Origin of the sequence: Inquilinus sp. CA228 (assembly GCF_052078665.1) — a bacterium.
Classification (GTDB): domain Bacteria; phylum Pseudomonadota; class Alphaproteobacteria; order DSM-16000; family Inquilinaceae; genus Inquilinus.
Map to the genome: position 1 here is coordinate 147,147 of NZ_JBQJIK010000002.1, position 16,671 is coordinate 163,817.

Consider the following 16,671-nt stretch of genomic DNA (forward strand, 5'->3'; position numbering starts at 1 on the left):
ATGCTGTTGTCCCGTCGCACATTGCTCGCCACCGGCGCCGTGCTGCCGGCGCTGCGCCTGCCGGCCTGGGGCCAGGCGTCGCCGGACACGCTGCGCTTCGGCCTCTCCAGCTATCCGCCGAACCTGCAGCCCTGGGTGAATTCCGGCGGCGCCGCGGGGTCGGTCGCGGCGCTGCTGCATCGTGGCCTGCTGTCCTACGCCGCCGACGGCAGCCTGCAGGGCGAGCTGGCCGAAAGCTGGCAGCCGGAGGGCGACAAGGCCTGGGTGTTCCGCCTGCGCCAGGCCTTCTTCCACAACGGCGCCCCGGTCACCGCCGCCGACATCCAGTGGAACATCGAGCAGGTCGCCGCCGAGAAATCGACCGCCTATCTGCGCACCCAGCTGCAGGGGGTGGAGCGGGTCGAGACGCCGGATGAGCGCACCGTGCGCCTGGTGATGAAGCAGCCGACCGTCTGCGTGCCGCACTGGTTCGCCAACTACTACATGCCGATGGTGGCCAAGGGGTCGACCGCCGACGACCCGCTCGGCAGCGGCGCCGGGCCCTTCGTGCTGCAGGCGCAGGACCGCGGCGTCTCGCTCGACCTCGTCGCCTTCGACAAATACTACAAGCCCGGCCTGCCGAAGCTGAAGGCGGTCAAGATCGTCGCCTATCCCGACGAGAACCTGCGGGTGGCGGCGCTGCAGGCCGGCGATGTCGACCTGATCGACTACGTCCCCTGGCAGTCGATGCAGTCGATCGAGGCCGACCAGAACCTGAAGCTGGACAACCAGCTCGGGCCGTTCATGTACCTGACCTTCAACGGCCGGACCGGGCCCTTCGCCGATCCGCGCATCCGCAAGGCGGTGGCGCTCGGCATCAAGCGCGACGAGATCGTGCAGGCCGCCTTCTTCGGCCGCGGCGCGGCGCTGGAGGGCCTGCCGTTCCCGCCGGAGACGCCCTTCTACGACGAGGCCGCGGCGCATGGCTGGCGCTACGATCTCGACAAGGCCAAGGCCCTCTTGGCCGAGGCCGGCGTGGCCGACGGCTTCTCCTGCAAGCTCCTGTCCACCGCGCAATACGGCATGCACAAGAGCACGGCCGAGGTGATCCAGCAGAACCTGGCCGAGCTCGGCATCCAGGTGGAGCTCAACATGCCGGACTGGCCGACCCGGGTCAGCCTGGGCAACCGCGGCCAGTACGAGTTCGCGGTGATGGGCACGGCGATGGAGAGCCCGGATCCGGAAAGCCTGTCCTCCTTCGTCGATTCCACCCTGGCGCCGTCCTACATCCGCAGCACCGGCATTACCGTGCCCGGGCTGAACGAGCTGCTGGCGGCGGGGCGCGGCGAGTTCGACACCGCCAAGCGGAAGGACATCTACGCCCAGGCCGGCCAGCTGGTGCTGGACCAAGCGCCGATGGTGACCCTGGCCTACCGGGCCCAGGGTTTCGCCATGCGCAAGGCGCTGCAGGGCTTCCGCAACCTGCCGGGCGGCCTCAGCTTCTATTCCGCGACCACGCTGGACCAGTCCTCCTTCACCTGAGGGAGGCGAGCATGCTCTGGTTCCTCAAGCGCCTCGCCGTCTCCGCCCTGCTGGTCTGGCTGGTCGCCAGCATCGTCTTCCTGGCGATCCACCTGGTGCCGGGCGACCCGGCCGAGACCCTGCTGTCCCAGGGCGGGGTCGCGCCCGACCCGGCCATCGTCGAGGACCTGCGCCGGCAGCTCGGCCTCGACCGGCCGGTGCTGGCGCAATACGCCCACAGCCTGTGGGGCCTGCTGCGAGGCGACCTCGGCGTGTCGATGCTCGACGGCAGCCCGGTGGCGCGCGAGATCGGGCGCCGGCTGCCGCGCACGCTGGAGCTGATCGGCGTCGCCGCGCTGATCAGCCTGGTGATCGGCATCCCGGCCGGCACGCTGGCGGCGCTGCGGGCGGGCGGCTGGTTCGACCGCATCGCCTCCGGCCTGTCCGGCCTCGCCCAGGCCGTGCCGGTCTTCGTCATCGGCACGCTGCTGGTCATGGTGTTCGCCCAGCAGCTGCGCCTGGTGCCGGCGGGCGGCTACGTCGCCTTCGCCCAGAACCCGACGCAGCATCTGATCCTGCTGCTGATGCCGGCGGGCACCATCGCGCTCGGGCTGGCGGCGATCGTCTTCCGCGTCACCCGCGCCGCGGCGCTGGAGGTGATGCCGCAGGACTTCGTCCGCACCGCCACGGCCAAGGGCGTGACTCGCCGGCAGGTGCTGACCGATCACGTCATCCGCAACGCGCTGATGCCGGTGGTGACGGTGGTGGCGCTGCATCTCGGCAGCCTGCTGGGCGGCACCGTGCTGGTCGAATACGTCTTCAACTGGCCGGGCCTGTCCGGGCTGCTGGTCGGCGCGGTCAACGCCCGCGACTATCCGATCGTCGTCGGCGTGGTGCTGGTGATCTCGATCCTGTTCGTCGGGCTGAATCTCGCGGTCGACATCCTCTACGCCGTCCTCGATCCGCGCGTGCGCCGGGCATGAGGCGGATTCCCTGGATCGCGGCCGGGGCGACCGCCGGCCTCCTCCTGATCGCCGCGGCGGCGCCGCTGCTCGGCCTCGCCAACCCGCTGGGGATGGAAATGGCGCGCCGCTTCGCCGGGCCGTCGGCGGCGCATCTGCTGGGCCAGGACGAATATGGCCGTGACGTCCTCTCCCGCCTGGTCTGGGGGCTCAGGACCTCGCTGTTCGTCGGCCTCGCCGCCGCCGCCGTGGCCGGGGTGCTCGGCACCGCGCTCGGCATCCTCGGCGGCTATCTCCGCGGCGTGATGGAGTTCCTGGCGATCCGCTCGATGGACGTGGTGCTGTGCTTCCCGCCGCTACTCCTGGCCCTGCTGGTGGTGACGCTGCTCGGCCCCGGGGTGCTGACCCTGATCCCGGTGCTGGCGCTGGTCTATCTGCCGGCCTTCACCCGAGTGACCTATGCCGGGGTGCTGTCCGCCCGGTCGCAGGACTATGTCGAGGCGATGCAGGCCCAGGGCGCGGGCGGGATCGAGATCATGACCCGCACCATCCTGCCGAATGTCGCCGGGCCGATCCTGGTGCAGTTCAGCCTCGCCACCGCCTCGGCCGTGGTGCTGGAATCCGGCCTGTCCTTCCTCGGCCTCGGCGTGGTGCCGCCGGCGCCGTCGCTGGGGGTGATGATCGGCGGCGCCCGTGCCACCATGGCCCAGGCGCCGCTGCTGCTGCTGTGGCCCTGCATCGCGCTGGTCCTGACCATCCTGGTGCTCAACGCCCTGTGCGACGGGCTGCGCGACTTCCTCGACCCGAAGACGCTGGTGCGGCGGCCCTTCCGACGCCAGCGCGCCGCCGCCGGCCCGGCCGAGGCTGTGGCGACAGACGATGCGGTGCTCGACCTGCGCGGCCTGTCGATCGAGATCGACGCGCCGCAGCCGATCGCGGCGGTGCGCGACGTGTCGCTGCGGATCTTCGCGGGCGAGACCGTGGCGGTGGTGGGCGAGAGCGGCTCGGGCAAGTCGCTGACCAGCCTGGCGGTGATGGGGCTGCTGCCGCCGGTGGCGCAGGTCGGCGGCGGGGCGGTGCGGCTGCAGGGGGCGGACCTGCTGCGGCTCGACCCCGAGGCCATGCGGCAGCGCCGCGGCCGCAGCATGGCGATGGTGTTCCAGGACCCGGCGTCGAGCCTGAACCCGGTGCACCGGGTCGGCGACCAGATCGCCGAGGCGGTCCGCGCCCACCGCGCGATCTCCGGCGCCGCTGCCCGGCGCGAGGCGGTGGTGCTGCTGCGCCGGGTCGGCATTCCGGCCCCGGAGCGGCGGGCGCGGTCCTTCCCGCACGAGCTGTCGGGCGGCATGCGGCAGCGGGTGATGATCGCGATCGCCATCGCCAACGACCCCGCTTTGCTGATCGCCGACGAGCCGACCACGGCGCTCGACGTCACCATCCAGGCGCAGATCCTCGACCTGCTGGCCGAGCTGCGGCAGCAGAGCGGCATGGCGCTGCTGTTCGTCACCCACAGCCTGCCGGTGGTGTCCGAGATCGCCGACCGGGTGGTGGTGATGTATGCCGGCGAGGTGGTGGAGGAGGGGCGCACCGGCGACGTCTTCGGCGCCCCGCTGCACCCCTACACCGCGGCCCTGCTGGCCAGCGCGCCGCGCGAGGACGGGCCGCCGCCGCGCGGCATCCCCGGCGTGGTGCCGGCACCGGACGCGCTGCCGCCCGGCTGCGCCTTCGCCCAGCGCTGCCCGATGCGCGCCAGCGCCTGCGAGGCGGCGCGGCCGCTTCTCGTCGAAGCCGCGGCGGACCGGAGGACGCGATGCCTGCGCTGGAGGGAGCTGTGACGCCGTTGGTCGTCGCCGAGGGCATCGGCCGCCGCTTCGGCGGGCGCGGCGTGTTCGGCCTGGGCCGGCCGGTCCAGGCGGTGACCGAGGTCAGCCTGGCGCTGGCGCGCGGCGAGACGGTCGGGCTGGTCGGCGAAAGCGGCTCGGGCAAGAGCACGATCGGCCGGCTGCTGCTCGGGCTGCAGCCGCTCAGCGCCGGGCGCGTGCTGTTCGACGGCACCGATCTCTCCGGCCTCGGCCGGGAGTCGCTGCGGCGGTTGCGGCGGCGCATGCAGCTGGTGTTCCAGGACCCGTTCTCCAGCCTCGACCCGCGGCGCCGGGTCGGCCCGCAGATCGCCGACGGGCTGCGCATCCACCGACTGGCCGATGGGGCGCAGCGCCGGCGGCGGGTGCGCGACCTGCTGGTCCAGGTCGGGCTGCAGCCGGAGCATGCCGAGCGCTATCCGCACGCCTTCAGCGGCGGCCAGCGCCAGCGCATCGCCATCGCCCGGGCGCTTTCCACCGAGCCGGACTTCCTGGTGGCGGACGAGCCGGTCTCGGCCCTCGACGTCTCGGTCCAGGCCCAGGTCATGGCGCTGCTCGCGTCGCTGCGGGCCGAGCTCGGCCTGACCATGCTGTTCATCAGCCATGACCTGCCGGTGGTGCGGCACCTGTGCGACCGGGTGGTGGTGCTGTATCTCGGCCGGGTGATGGAGGAGGGGCCGGTGGCGACGATCTTCACCGCCCCCCGCCACCCCTACACCCGGGCCCTGCTGTCGGCGGCGCCGCGCCTCGCGGCCGAGGGGCGGCCGCAGCGCATCCGCCTGGCCGGCGAGCCGCCGAGCCCGCACGACCCGCCCTCCGGCTGCGTCTTCCGCACCCGCTGCCCGCATGTCTTGCCGGCCTGCGCCGAGGCGGTGCCACGGCTGCGCGACGCCGCGCCCGGCCACCGCTTCGCCTGCATCCGCGATGACGTCACGCAGCCGCCGGCGGTCGCGCAGATTCGTCACATGTCACTTGACTCCGTCCATAGTGGACGATCACAATCATAACCTCAGTTGCCAAGAAGCGATCGATCCTGAGACCGGTCTCAGAGCCGGACTTGCTTGGTCGCATACTGTCGGGCCAAGGTCTGATGAAAAAGAAGGCATGATGTGCCTGCGATAGGCATTCTGTGTTCTTTGATCGGAATTGTGTCAGTTCTTCCGGGATGAGGAGGACATGATACACAAGACACCGCTTGAGCCGTCGCTGTGGTACGCGACGGCCGCCCCGGCGCCGGAGACGACGGCGCTGGACGGCACCATCGACGCCCCGGTCTGCGTGATCGGCGCCGGCTACACCGGCCTGTCGACCGCGCTGCATCTCGGCGAGCGCGGCATCGGCGCGGTGGTGCTGGAGGCGGAGCAGATCGGCCATGGCGGGTCGGGCCGCAACGCCGGCCACTGCACCCCGACCTTCCATGTCCACGAATTCCCGGCGGTGCGGCGGATCCTGGGCGAGCCGTTCGCCGCGCGGCTGATCGAGCGGCAGACCAACGCCGCCAACCTGGTGTTCGACATCATCCGCCGCCACGGCATCGACTGCGAGGCGGTGCAGACCGGCTATATCCACGCGGCCCATGCCAGTTCCGCCCTGGCGAAGCTGGAGCGGCGGCAGCGCCTCTATGCCGAAATCGGCAAGGCCACCCGGATGCTGGACCGCGACGAGGCCCGGCGCCTGACCGGGTCGCCGCGTTTCTGCGGCGGCTGGTTCCATCCGGAGGGCGGGCATCTCAACCCGCTCGGCTATGCCCGTGGGCTGGCGCGGGCGGCCATGTCCCGCGGCGCCCAGGTCTTCACCCGCTCGCCGGTCACCGCGATCCGGCCGCAGGGCGGGCGCTGGCGGGTCGAGACGCCGACCGGCGCCGTCCTGGCTGACAAGGTGGTGTGCGGCACCGGCGCCTACACCGACGGCTACTGGCCGGGGCTGGAGCAGAGCTTCGCCCGGCTCGGCGTCGCCGTGCTGGCGACCCAGCCGCTGGGCGACAACGTCCGCCGCACCATCGCGCCGGAGAACAACACCGTGGTCGACAGCCGGCGCGACATCTCGATCTGGAAATACGACAAGGACGGGCGGCTGGTGACCTCGCTGTTCGTCGAGGGGCGGCGCGGCACCGATCCCGCCTACACCACGGCGCTGATGCGGCGGAAGCTGCAATGGCTGCTGCCGCAGCTCGGCGACATCGACTTCCAGTACCGCTGGACCGGCGCGCTCGACATGCAGCCTCGCACCTTCCCGCGGCTGTACGGCCTGGCGCCCGGCGTTGTCGCCTCGCTCGGCTATTCCGGCCGCGGCGTGCCGACCGGCACGATGATGGGCACGGTGCTGGCGGACTGGGCGACCGGAACGCCGCCGCAGGACCTCGCCCTGCCGGTCGAGAGGCTGCAACGCGCGCCCGCCTATATGCGCTTCATGCCGCGTGCCATGCTGGCCTGGTCGCGCATCCGCGACCAGCGCGCCGCGCGGCGCGACGGCCTCGACCCGCCGCCCTTCTGACCATGCGGATCCTGGATTTGACCCATCTCAGCGAAACCAAGGACGGCTATGCCCGCCACCAGCGATGGCCGATCCCGGCCGCGGCGCAACCCGCAGGTGCCGAAGACGATCGACTTCTCGGAGATCGACTTCGACATCTTCACCGACCTGCTCAGCTTCTATGTCCGCACGGTCAACCTGCTGGTCAGCCGCGACCTGGACGGGCAGATGGAAGCGCTGGAGGTGGCCGGCGGCACGGGCAAGATCTCGACGCTGCTGCTGGTCGGCCGCAACCCGGGCATCCGGCCCTCGGTGCTGGCGCATTTCATCCTCAAGGACCGTTCGGCCATGGGCCGGCTGCTCGACCAGATGCAGCAGGCCGGGCTGGTCGAGCAGAAGATCGCGCCGGAGGAGCGGCGGGCGCGCGAGCTGTACCTGACCGGCAGGGGCCGCCGCCTGGCGGACGAGGTGCGCGCCGTCGCCCGCCGCCAATCCGCCGATTTCTTCTCGATCCTGAGCGGGGAGGAGCAGGCCGATCTGCTGCGCCTCCTGCGCAAGGTCTATGTTGGCTATGTCGAGCAGGCACCGACGGGCGAGTGACCCGCCGGGGCAGGAGGCACCACCATGACTGACGCCCGCGTCGCCATGATCTCCGGAGCCGGCCGCGGCATCGGCGCCGAGATCGCGATCGCCCTGGCCCGCGCCGGCTGGCGGCTCAGCCTCGGCGTGCGCGACCCGGCGCGGGTGACGCCGCCGGACGGCGCCCTGGTCCACCGCTTCGACGCCCGCGACCCGGGCTCGGAGCGGCTGTGGGCCGAGGCCACGGCCGAGCGGTTCGGCCGGATCGACGCGATCATCGCCAATGCCGGCATCATGATCCCGAAGACGGTGATCGCGGCGGATGACGCCGACCTCGACGACCTGATCCAGGTCAACGTCAAGTCGCCGCTGCGGCTGGTGCGGGCCGCCTGGCCGCATCTCGTCGCCTCCGGCCATGGCCGCGTCGTTACCATCGCCTCGCTGTCGGGCAAGCGGGTGAAGTCGGCGACCTCCGGCCTTTACGCCGTCAGCAAATTCGCGGCGCTGGCCCTGACCCATGCCATCCGCCATGCCGGCTGGGACGAGGGCGTGCGCGCCACCGCGATCTGTCCCGGCTTCGTCGCCACCGACATGGCCGCGGGCCTCGCCAACCGGCCGCCCGAGGCGATGACCCAGCCGCAGGACGTGGCGCGCATCGTCGCCTTCCTGCTGGACCTGCCCGACACGGCGAGCATCGCCGAGATCCCGATCAATTCGACCCTGGAGGACAGCTGGTGAGCCCGATGTGTGTCATCGTCGCGCGGGGAGGCCGCTGATGGGGCTGCAGGTCGACAGCGTCGAGCCGGATGCCGTGCTGCCGCAGCAGGCCGACGTGGTCATCGTCGGCGGCGGCATCATCGGCACCAGCGCCGCCCTGGCCCTGGCGCAGCGCGGCGTCTCGGTGGCGTTGTGCGAGAAGGGCCACATCGCCGGCGAGCAGTCCAGCCGCAACTGGGGCTGGTGCCGCAAGACCCGGCGCGATCCGCGGGAGATCCCGCTGGTGATCGAGAGCATGCGGCTGTGGGAGGGCATGAACCAGACGGTGGAGGCCGAGACCGGCTTCCGCCAGAGCGGCATCCTGTTCGCGATCGAGACCGACAAGGAGATCGCCGAATACGAGGCCTGGCTGGAGCATGCCCGGCCCTACCAGCTCGACGCCCGGCTGATCACCCCGGCCGAGTTCGACCGGCTGATGCCGGGTGCCGGCGGCCGCTGGAAGGCGGCGCTGTACTCCGCCTCCGACGGGCGGGCGGAGCCGCAGCGCGCCGCCCCCGCCATCGCCCGCGCCGCGCGCCGGGCCGGCGCCGCGATCCTGACCGACTGCGCCGTCCGCGGCGTCGACCGGGAAGGTGGCCGCATCACAGGGGTGGTGACGGAGCGCGGCCGCATCGCCTGCAACAGCGTGATCGTGGCCGGCGGTGCCTGGTCGCGGCGCTTCCTCAAGGATCTCGGCCTGACCCTGCCGCAGCTCAAGGTCCGGGCCAGCGTGCAGCGCACCGCGCCGCTGGAGGGCACGCCGGAGACGGCGATGTGGTCGAAGGAGTTCGCGCTGCGCAAGCGCCAGGACGGCGGCTACACCATCGCCAACGGCAACTCCAACATCGCCGGGCTGGTGCCGGACAGCGTCCGCTTCTTCAACGACTTCCTGCCGGCGCTGCGGATGGAATGGTCGGGGCTGAAGATCCGCCTGGACAATCGCTTCCTGCAGGAGTGGCGCGAGGCGGCGCCGGTGCCGCTGGACCAGGTCTCGCCCTATGAGAAGACCCGGGTGCTGGACCCGGAGCCCGACCGCGCCGCCAACCGCAAGGCCATGGACGCCCTGGCCCGGCAGTTCCCGGCCTTCGCCGGGGCCAAGGTGGTGCAGGAATGGGCCGGGCTGATCGATGTCACGCCCGACGCCGTGCCGGTGATCTCGACGGTCGCCGAGGTGCCGGGCCTGGTGGTGGCGACCGGCTTCTCCGGCCACGGCTTCGGCATCGGCCCCGGCGCCGGGCATCTGGCCGCCGACCTGGCGACCGGCGCCCGCCCGATCGTCGACCCCAAGGATTTTCGCTTCTCGCGCTTCACTGACGGATCGAGACCCCGGCCGATGGCCGGGGTCTAGGGACGGATCGAAGCCCCGGCCCTCGGCCGGGGTGTAGGACGGCCGGGCGGGGAGACGGGCGCAGACCCGCCCCCGCCGGGTTTTGGAGGCCACGAAACAAGGGAGCTTCACCATGACCGACAAGGATCTGCCGTTCGCCCAGACTTCGCGTCGCCGCCTGCTGGCCGCGGGGCTCGCCGCCGGCACGGCGGTCTGGCTCGGCCCCGGCCAGGGCTGGGTCAAGGCCGCCCGCGCCGCCGGGCCGCCGGCCAAGCCCACCGGCCAGGCCGTGATCGGCCTGTCGCAGGAGCCGACGGTGTTCAACCCGCTGATGCTGCACATCGAGGTCGATGAGGGCGTCTATTTCAACCTGTTCAGCCCGCTGTGGCAGGTCGACCCGCAGGGCAACTTCATCCCCGATCTGGCGGCCGAGGTGCCGACGCTGGAGAATGGCGGCGTCTCGGCCGACGGCCTGACCTGGCGGATCAAGCTGCGCGACAACGTCAAATGGCATGACGGCACGCCGTTCACGGCCGAGGACGTCAAGTTCTCGATCGAGCTGAACAACAACCCGAAGTTCCGCGCCGCCCGCCGGGCCGGGCACGAGCTGGTGCGCGACCTGACGGTGGTCAGCCCGACCGAGCTGACCTGGAAGCTGGAGAAGCCCTACGCGCCCTATCCGTCGATCCTGTCCTGGACCTTCATCGTGCCGAAGCATCTGCTGGAGAAAGAGGCCGACCCGAACGCGTCCGTCTTCGCCACCAAGCCGGTCGGCACCGGCCCGTTCAAATGGGTCGAGCGGGTGCCGGGCGACCACATCACCCTCGCCGCGCATGAGGACTACCACCTGGACGGGCCGTATCTCGAGCGGCTGGTGATCAAGTATATCCCCGATTTGACCGTCCTGTTCACCCAGTTCACCACCGGCGACATCGACTATATCGGCCTGCAGGGCATCACCGCCGACCATTACGAGGAGGCCAAGGGCCTGGCCGACCGCGAGGTCTCGCCGGTGCCGCAGGCCTTCATCGAGAACATCGCGCTGAACCGCGGGCTGCCGATCTTCCAGGACCCGGCGGTGCGCGAGGCGCTGTACACCGCGATGGACAAGCAGAGCATCATCGACAGCATCTATTACGGCCTGCCGTCGCCATCCGAATCCTTCCTGCCGAAGCAGTCCTGGGCGTTCAACCCGGACCTGCCGAAGCAGGCCTATGATCCCGACAAGGCCAAGCAGATCCTGGACGCGGCCGGCTGGGTCCCCGGCGGCGACGGCATCCGCGAGAAGAACGGCGTGCGCCTCGAATTCGTCAACTCGACCACCGCCGGCAACCATGTGCGCGAGCAGGCGCAGCAGCTGCTGCAGCAGAACTGGCTCGACATCGGCGTCAAGATGACCATCAACAACCTGCCTCCGGCGGTGATGTGGGGCGACTACTGGATGCAGTCGAAGTTCGAGACGGCGATGGTCGGGATCTACTTCATGGTCGGGCCCGACCCGGATGCGACCGACTATTTCTCCAGCCGCTCGATCGGCGCCAAGGGCGGCGGCGGCCAGAACACGACGCAATACGAGAGCGCCGATGTCGACAAGCTGCTGGCCGAGGGCGCGTCGACGGTCGACCCGGCCAAGCGCAAGGCGGCCTATTTCAAGATGCAGGAGTTCACGCGCAAGGACCTGCCCTACCTGCCGATCTTCCAATACGCCATGGTCCAGGGCGTGAAGAAGGGCCTGACCGGCTTCACCCCCAACGTCAACGTCCAGGAGAATTGCTGGAACGCCCACACCTGGTACTGGGCCAGCTGAGAGACCGTTTGGAAATGCGCTGGTGTGAATCGGCTGGCGGTGGGTTCGAGAACCGGCGCGCAGCGGACGTTAAAGTCCGTGAGCACCGGAAGCGCAGAAGCCGCCGTCAGACGGCCGCACCAGTAGCATTTCCAAATGGTCTCTGAGGCGGCCGCCCGGGGACGGAGGATACCATGGCGCAATTCCTGTTCGGCCGCGCGCTGCAGAGCCTGCTGCTGCTCTGGCTCGTGTCGATGATCGGCTTCGCCATCCTGCACCTGACCCCGGGCGGCCCGCTGTCGCAATTCGCCCTGGTCCCGGGCATGACCCAGGCGCGGCTGGCCGAGATCGCCCATGACATGGGCCTCGACCGTTCGCTGCCGGTGCAATACTGGGAATGGGCCAGCCGGCTGCTGACCGGCGACTGGGGGCGGTCCTACCGCGACCAGGCGCCGGTGCTGGACGTCATCGGCTCGCATCTCTTCGCCACGCTCGAGCTGATGGCGACGGCGATCCTGATCGCGGTGCTGCTCGGGGTCTGGATCGGCGTCATGGGGGCGGTGCGGCGCTATTCCTTCGCCGACATGCTGGCGACGGTCGGGGCCATGGTCGCCCTGTCGATCCCGACCTTCTGGTTCGGCCTGGTCGTGATCTACGTGTTCTCGGTCCGGCTGCAATGGCTGCCGGCCGGCAGCATGTACACGGTCGGCGACGAATCCCTGCTCGACTTCCTGCACCATCTGATCGCGCCGGCCCTGGTGCTGGCGCTGGTCGAGGTGGCGGTCTGGAGCCGCTACATGCGCGCCTCGATGATCGACGTGATCAACCAGGACTACATCCGCACCGCCCGGGCCAAGGGCCTGCCGGAGAAGCGGGTGCTGATCCGCCACGCGCTGCGCAACGCCCTGCTGCCGATGATCACTTTGGCGGGGCTGGAGCTGCCGACGCTGCTGGGCGGCGCGCTGGTGACCGAGACGGTGTTCACCTGGCCGGGCATGGGCCGGCTGTTCCTCGATTCCCTCGGCTACCGCGACTATCCGGTGGTGATGGGGATCCTGATGGTCTCGGCCCTGCTGGTGCTGCTCGGCAACCTGCTGGCCGACATCCTCTGCGCGGTCGCCGACCCGCGCATCCGGCTGGATTGAGGGGATCATGACCCTGGCCGCTGCCGACCCGAACGCCGCCATCGCCCGCCGCACCGGCAACCGCGGCTGGCGCCGCTTCCGCCGGCACAAGCTGGCGATGATCGGCGTCGCCTGCATCCTGCTGCTGGTGCTGGCCTGCGTCGCCGGGCCGTGGCTGCTGCCCTTCGACGATCTGCGCATCGACATGCGCGCCCGCTTTTCCCCGCCTTTGACCGGCTGGCACCTGTTCGGCACCGACCCGCTCGGCCGCGACCTCTGCGCCCGGCTGCTGATGGCCGGGCGGATCTCGCTCTCCGTCGCCTTCGCCGCGATGGTGATCAGCACGATCGTGGGGTCGGCGGTCGGGGTGGTGGCGGGCTATTACGGAAGGGCGGTCGGCGCCGTGCTGATGCGGCTGGTCGACGCCATGCTGTGCTTCCCCGCCGTGTTCCTGCTGCTGACCCTGGCGGCGCTGCTGAAGCCGGACCCGATCACCATCACCCTGATCATCGCCGCGACCAGCTGGATGGAGGTGGCGCGGGTGGTCGAAAGCCAGATCCGCACCCTGCGCGAGCGCGACTTCACTTTGGCGGCGGAGATGATGGGCGCGTCGGACGTCCGCATCATGGTCGACGAGCTGCTGCGCAACGCCGTCGGCCCGATCGTGGTCGCCGCCACCCTGACGGTGGCCCGCGCCATCCTGATGGAGGCCTATATCAGCTTCCTCGGCTACGGCATCCAGCCGCCGACGGCGAGCTGGGGCAACATGCTGAACAACGCCCAGCAATACCTGACCTCGGCGCCCTGGCTGGCCCTGGTCCCGGGCATCGCCATCACCCTGGCGGTGACCAGCTTCAACTTCATCGGCGACGGGCTGCGCGACGCGCTCGACGCCCGGCTGGAATCGTGATGACGGACGCCCCGATCCTCGAGGTTCGCGACCTGGCCGTGACCTTCCGCGGCGAAGCCGGGGCGCTGACGGTGGTCAACGACGTGTCCTTCTCCGTCCGCCGCGGCGAGACCCTGGCGCTGGTCGGCGAATCCGGTTCGGGCAAGAGCGTTACCAGCCTGGCGGTGCTGCGGCTGCTGCCGCCGGTGCCGCGCTGCACCATCGCCGGCTCGGTCCGCTTCGCCGGGCGCGACGGCCAGGCCCGCGACCTGCTGCAGCTGGCCCCCGAGGCGATGCGGGCGGTGCGCGGCGACGAGATCTCGATGATCTTCCAGGAGCCGATGACCTCGTTGAACCCGGTGCACCGGATCGGCGACCAGATCGCGGAGGCGGTGACCTACCACCGCGGCCTCGGCCGCAAGCAGGCGCTGGCAAGGGCGGAGGAGCTGCTGGAGCTGGTCGGCATCCCGGAGCCGCGGCGGCGCCTTTCCGCCTATCCGCACCACCTGTCGGGCGGCATGCGCCAGCGGGTGATGATCGCCATGGCGCTGGCCTGCGACCCCAGCCTGCTGATCGCCGACGAGCCGACCACGGCGCTGGACGTCACCGTCCAGGCCGGGATCATCGACCTCCTGAAATCGCTGCAGGCGAAAACCGGCATGGCGATCATCTTCGTCACCCACAATCTCGGCGTGGTGGCCGAGATCGCGGACAGCGTCATGGTCATGTATGCCGGCCGCATCGTCGAGCGCGGCGACGCCGTCGGGCTGCTGCAGCGGCCGCGCATGCCTTACACCCAGGGGCTGCTGCGCTCGGTGCCGCGGATCGACCGGCTGGATTTCGGCGGTGGCGTGCTGCCGGCCATCCCCGGCAGCGTCCCGGACCCCGGCCGGCTGCCGCCCGGCTGCTCCTTCCACCCGCGCTGCGACCACGCCCGGCCCGGTGCCTGCGATGCCGCGGTGCCGGCGCTGGAGGAGGCCGATGGCCGGGTGGTGCGCTGCCTGCGCTGGCGCGAGATCGAGGCGGCTGGCGCATGACGACGACACCGCCGCCGATCCTCGAGCTGCAGGAGCTCAGCAAGTCCTTCGCGGTCGGCGGCTCGCTGTTCGGGCGCGAGCGGCTGCAGGTGCGCGCGGTCGACCGCGTCTCCTTCACCGTGCGCCAGGGCGAGGTGCTAGGCCTGGTCGGCGAATCCGGCTCGGGCAAGAGCACGCTGGGCCGCACCCTGTTGCGGCTGATGCGGCCGACCGGCGGGCGGGTGCTGTTCGAGGGCACCGACATCACCGATCTCGGCCGCCGGCAGCTCAAGCCGATCCGGCCGCGGCTGCAATTCGTGTTCCAGGACCCGGCAGCGTCGCTGAACCCGCGCATGACCGTCGGCCGCATCGTCGCCATGCCGCTGCGGGTGCAGAAAGACGCGCCGCCGGCGGCGGAGCGCGCGGCCCGGGTGGCAGCGGCGCTGGAGACGGTCGGCCTGTCCGCCAGCCATGCCGAGCGCTTCCCGCATGAATTCTCCGGCGGCCAGCGCCAGCGCATCGGCATCGCCCGGGCGCTGGTGACCGAGCCGCGGCTGCTGGTGGCGGACGAGCCGGTCTCCGCCCTCGACGTCTCGGTCCAGGCCCAGATCATCAACCTGCTGATGGAGGTGAAGCGGCGGCTGGACCTGACCATCGTCTTCATCAGCCACGACCTGGCGGTGGTCGGCCAGATCTGCGACCGGGTGGCGGTGATGTATCTCGGCCGGATCATCGAGATCGCGCCGGCCCGGGCGCTGTTCGAGACGCCGCGCCACCCCTACACCGAGGCGCTGCTGTCGGCCGCGCCGATCCCGGATCCGACGCTGCGCCGCCAGCGCATTCTGCTGAAGGGCGAGCTGCCCAGCCCGCTGTCGCCGCCCTCCGGCTGCGCCTTCCGCACCCGCTGCCGCTACGCCCTGCCGGCCTGCGCCGAGGCCGCCCCGCCGCTGCAGGCGGTCGGCGACGGCCATCTCAGCGCCTGCATCCGGCCGGAGCTGGCCCTGGCCTCGCCGCTGGCGCCGGCCGTCGCCTGGGCGGGCTGACCACATTCTGTGCAGACTGCCCTGCCGCACGCTGGCGGGGAGGGCGAATCCGGCCGTTTCCGGCCCTGCCGCGGCTGGCACAGGCCTTGCTTCGAATTTGAGACGAAAGCGAGGTCCCGCCATGACCGACATCACCACCGTCAAGACCGAACGCAACATTCTGTTCCCCATCGTGCTGGCGCTGGTCGCCGGCGTCGCCACCGGGGTGCTGTGGTGCTACGCCAACCCGATCCAGCTGGTGCCCGGCGTCATCCAGTGGCGCATCTTCGCCTTCCTGCCGCCTCTGGTCGGCATCCTGTTCGGCTTTCGCAGCGGCTTCATCTGCGGCTATGTCGGGTCGCTGGTCTGGTCGCTGCTGGCCGGCACCTTCATCCCGGCCCACACGCTGATCGTCGACGGCATCATGGTCGGGCTGACCGGCGCCGTGCCCGGCCTGCTGTTCGATCCGGCCCGCAAGCCGATCGACACCGCCGGCCTGGCGAAGATCGCCGCCACCTGCCTGGTCGTCGGGCTGGCGATGGTGGCCGCGGTGGCCGCCAGCCTGGCCTTCCTCGGCATCTTCCCGTTCTGGTGGGGGCTGCTGTATCTCGGCCTGTCGGACATCGTGCCGATGATCATCGGCACCCCGCTGCTGGTGAAGCCGGCGCTGAAGATCCTGGCCGGGTCGGGCCTGACCGCCGGCATCACCCGGTTCTGAGGGCCGGCGCCGGACCGTGCTCGAGATCAAAGCGCTGAGCGTGGGCTTCGCCCCGGCGAAGCCCGCCATCCTGCCCACCTCGTTCCGGATCGAACCCGGCGGGCGCCTGCTGCTGTGCGGCGCCAACGGCTCCGGCAAGTCGACCCTGCTGGCCGCGGCCGCCGGGGTGATCCCGAAGCTGTCCCGGCCGCCGCACCTGGCCGGCTCCGTCCGCCTCGGCGGCGCCGAGCTGGGCGGCCTGCCGCGGACCGAGCTGTTCCGCCGCGTCGGCATCGTGTTCCAGAACCTCGACGACCAGCTCTGGGATCTCGGGGTCGAGGATTTGATCGCCTTCCCGCTCGAAAGCCGCGCCCTGCCGCGCCTGCGGGTGCGGGACCGGGTGCTGCAGCTGGTCTCGGCCCTGTCGCTCGAGGCGCTGCTCGGCCGCCGGGTGCTGACCCTGTCCGGCGGTGAGCGGCGCATGGTGGCCCTGGCCGCCGCGCTGGCGACGGGGCCGGAGCTGCTGGTGCTGGACGAGCCGACCACCGGCCTCGACCCGGCGGCGCGGCAGCGCCTGGCCGGGCTTCTCGCCCGGCTGGGCGGGGATCTGCCCATGCTGCTGGCGGCGGAGCAGGATGCCGGCGCCCTGGCCGCGGTCGCGGACGCCGTGCTGCTGCAGAAG

General features: G+C 71.1%; 15 protein-coding genes. All 15 read left to right on the forward strand.

Going from position 1 to position 16,671, the window contains the following annotated elements; genetic code table 11:
• Complete coding sequence (locus ACTOWL_RS01655) at positions 1–1,521, forward strand: ABC transporter substrate-binding protein (protein WP_441319444.1); 1,521 nt, start codon at positions 1–3, stop codon at positions 1,519–1,521.
• An 11-nt stretch (positions 1,522–1,532) separates the two neighbouring features.
• A complete protein-coding gene (locus ACTOWL_RS01660; protein ID WP_441319445.1) occupies positions 1,533–2,483 on the forward strand; it encodes an ABC transporter permease in 951 nt (316 codons plus the stop codon).
• Positions 2,480–4,297: a dipeptide/oligopeptide/nickel ABC transporter permease/ATP-binding protein gene (locus tag ACTOWL_RS01665; RefSeq protein WP_441319446.1), complete on the forward strand. Its 1,818-nt coding sequence runs from the start codon at positions 2,480–2,482 to the stop codon at positions 4,295–4,297. Before ACTOWL_RS01660 ends, ACTOWL_RS01665 begins: the two co-directional genes overlap by 4 nt.
• Positions 4,273–5,328, forward strand: coding sequence for an ABC transporter ATP-binding protein (locus ACTOWL_RS01670; protein WP_441319447.1), 1,056 nt, complete (start codon positions 4,273–4,275; stop codon positions 5,326–5,328). The genes ACTOWL_RS01665 and ACTOWL_RS01670 overlap by 25 nt, the downstream gene beginning before the upstream one ends.
• A 169-nt stretch (positions 5,329–5,497) precedes the next feature.
• The gene (locus tag ACTOWL_RS01675) at positions 5,498–6,814 is read left to right on the forward strand and encodes an NAD(P)/FAD-dependent oxidoreductase (RefSeq protein WP_441319448.1); all 1,317 of its coding nucleotides are present in this window, start codon (positions 5,498–5,500) and stop codon (positions 6,812–6,814) included.
• A 48-nt stretch (positions 6,815–6,862) separates the two neighbouring features.
• Positions 6,863–7,393: a MarR family winged helix-turn-helix transcriptional regulator gene (locus ACTOWL_RS01680; RefSeq protein ID WP_441319449.1), complete on the forward strand. Its 531-nt coding sequence runs from the start codon at positions 6,863–6,865 to the stop codon at positions 7,391–7,393.
• Between the two features lie 24 nt (positions 7,394–7,417).
• Positions 7,418–8,110 carry an SDR family NAD(P)-dependent oxidoreductase gene (locus ACTOWL_RS01685; RefSeq protein WP_441319450.1) on the forward strand — a complete coding sequence of 231 codons (693 nt, stop codon included), beginning with the start codon at positions 7,418–7,420 and terminating at the stop codon, positions 8,108–8,110.
• Positions 8,111–8,147: 37 nt separating this feature from the next.
• Positions 8,148–9,476, forward strand: coding sequence for an NAD(P)/FAD-dependent oxidoreductase (locus ACTOWL_RS01690; protein WP_441319451.1), 1,329 nt, complete (start codon positions 8,148–8,150; stop codon positions 9,474–9,476).
• A 112-nt stretch (positions 9,477–9,588) separates the two neighbouring features.
• Positions 9,589–11,262, forward strand: coding sequence for a peptide ABC transporter substrate-binding protein (locus ACTOWL_RS01695; protein ID WP_441319452.1), 1,674 nt, complete (start codon positions 9,589–9,591; stop codon positions 11,260–11,262).
• Positions 11,263–11,435: 173 nt separating this feature from the next.
• On the forward strand, positions 11,436–12,386 hold the full coding sequence (locus ACTOWL_RS01700) for an ABC transporter permease (RefSeq protein WP_441319453.1): 951 nt from the start codon (positions 11,436–11,438) through the stop codon (positions 12,384–12,386).
• 7 nt (positions 12,387–12,393) lie between these two features.
• Positions 12,394–13,275, forward strand: a complete 882-nt coding sequence (locus ACTOWL_RS01705) for an ABC transporter permease (RefSeq protein WP_441319454.1) — start codon at positions 12,394–12,396, stop codon at positions 13,273–13,275.
• A complete protein-coding gene (locus ACTOWL_RS01710; RefSeq protein ID WP_441319455.1) occupies positions 13,275–14,291 on the forward strand; it encodes an ABC transporter ATP-binding protein in 1,017 nt (338 codons plus the stop codon). The genes ACTOWL_RS01705 and ACTOWL_RS01710 overlap by 1 nt, the downstream gene beginning before the upstream one ends.
• On the forward strand, positions 14,288–15,313 hold the full coding sequence (locus ACTOWL_RS01715) for an ABC transporter ATP-binding protein (protein ID WP_441319456.1): 1,026 nt from the start codon (positions 14,288–14,290) through the stop codon (positions 15,311–15,313). Before ACTOWL_RS01710 ends, ACTOWL_RS01715 begins: the two co-directional genes overlap by 4 nt.
• A 121-nt stretch (positions 15,314–15,434) precedes the next feature.
• On the forward strand, positions 15,435–16,010 hold the full coding sequence (locus tag ACTOWL_RS01720) for a hypothetical protein (protein ID WP_380307885.1): 576 nt from the start codon (positions 15,435–15,437) through the stop codon (positions 16,008–16,010).
• A gap of 16 nt (positions 16,011–16,026) precedes the next feature.
• A partial coding sequence (locus ACTOWL_RS01725; RefSeq protein WP_441319457.1) for an energy-coupling factor ABC transporter ATP-binding protein occupies positions 16,027–16,671 on the forward strand: 645 nt, incomplete at its 3' end.

Bases quoted from the DNA above. Each gene is read 5' to 3' on its own strand.
- ACTOWL_RS01705 (WP_441319454.1), top strand. From the start codon at position 12,394: ATGACCCTGGCCGCTGCCGACCCGAACGCCGCCATCGCCCGCCGCACC.
- ACTOWL_RS01720 (WP_380307885.1), top strand. From the start codon at position 15,435: ATGACCGACATCACCACCGTCAAGACCGAACGCAACATTCTGTTCCCC.
- ACTOWL_RS01690 (WP_441319451.1), top strand. From the start codon at position 8,148: ATGGGGCTGCAGGTCGACAGCGTCGAGCCGGATGCCGTGCTGCCGCAG.
- ACTOWL_RS01695 (WP_441319452.1), top strand. From the start codon at position 9,589: ATGACCGACAAGGATCTGCCGTTCGCCCAGACTTCGCGTCGCCGCCTG.
- ACTOWL_RS01685 (WP_441319450.1), top strand. From the start codon at position 7,418: ATGACTGACGCCCGCGTCGCCATGATCTCCGGAGCCGGCCGCGGCATC.
- ACTOWL_RS01660 (WP_441319445.1), top strand. From the start codon at position 1,533: ATGCTCTGGTTCCTCAAGCGCCTCGCCGTCTCCGCCCTGCTGGTCTGG.
- ACTOWL_RS01680 (WP_441319449.1), top strand. From the start codon at position 6,863: ATGCCCGCCACCAGCGATGGCCGATCCCGGCCGCGGCGCAACCCGCAG.
- ACTOWL_RS01700 (WP_441319453.1), top strand. From the start codon at position 11,436: ATGGCGCAATTCCTGTTCGGCCGCGCGCTGCAGAGCCTGCTGCTGCTC.
- ACTOWL_RS01655 (WP_441319444.1), top strand. From the start codon at position 1: ATGCTGTTGTCCCGTCGCACATTGCTCGCCACCGGCGCCGTGCTGCCG.
- ACTOWL_RS01710 (WP_441319455.1), top strand. From the start codon at position 13,275: ATGACGGACGCCCCGATCCTCGAGGTTCGCGACCTGGCCGTGACCTTC.
- ACTOWL_RS01665 (WP_441319446.1), top strand. From the start codon at position 2,480: ATGAGGCGGATTCCCTGGATCGCGGCCGGGGCGACCGCCGGCCTCCTC.
- ACTOWL_RS01670 (WP_441319447.1), top strand. From the start codon at position 4,273: ATGCCTGCGCTGGAGGGAGCTGTGACGCCGTTGGTCGTCGCCGAGGGC.
- ACTOWL_RS01675 (WP_441319448.1), top strand. From the start codon at position 5,498: ATGATACACAAGACACCGCTTGAGCCGTCGCTGTGGTACGCGACGGCC.
- ACTOWL_RS01715 (WP_441319456.1), top strand. From the start codon at position 14,288: ATGACGACGACACCGCCGCCGATCCTCGAGCTGCAGGAGCTCAGCAAG.